At 63.2% G+C, this 399-nt stretch carries 1 protein-coding gene; it reads left to right on the top strand.

Annotated features, from left to right (window positions below):
• A partial coding sequence (locus tag D7X55_RS43980) for a hypothetical protein (protein WP_304988947.1) occupies positions 1-399 on the top strand: 399 nt, incomplete at both ends.

Genomic DNA, 399 nt, shown 5'->3' with positions numbered 1-399 from the left:
GCGCCCGGCCTGGCAGGTTGCCTCTCTGGCAGTGCTGGCATTCCATCCGGCGCTGGTCGCCTACAGCAATGTACTGGGTACCGAATCGCTGTCACTGTTCCTTGCCGTGTTCGGCATGCTTGTGGCGGTCGTGCGTTTTCCGGGCCGATGGCTGCTGCTGGGAGCCGTGCTGGCACTTACCGCGTTGAACCGGCCACAGATGCTGCCGTTGCCGGGAGCCGTGGCACTGGCGTTGCTCCTGCGTGATGGGATGCGCATCGCCACCTGGCGGCGGATCAGCATGGTGGTGCTGGGTTTTCTGCTGGTACTGGGGCCGTGGACCCTGCGCAACGCAGTTCCTTTCGGCCAGTTTGTGCCCGTCAGTGCAAACAGCGGGTATGTGCTGATGGTCAACAACAA

It is taken from the genome of Corallococcus sp. AB049A (assembly GCF_003668885.1).
Classification (GTDB): Bacteria; Myxococcota; Myxococcia; order Myxococcales; family Myxococcaceae; genus Corallococcus; species Corallococcus interemptor.
The sequence above is the reverse complement of the archived record's forward strand: the minus strand, read 5'-3'. Positions and strand labels throughout refer to the sequence as shown.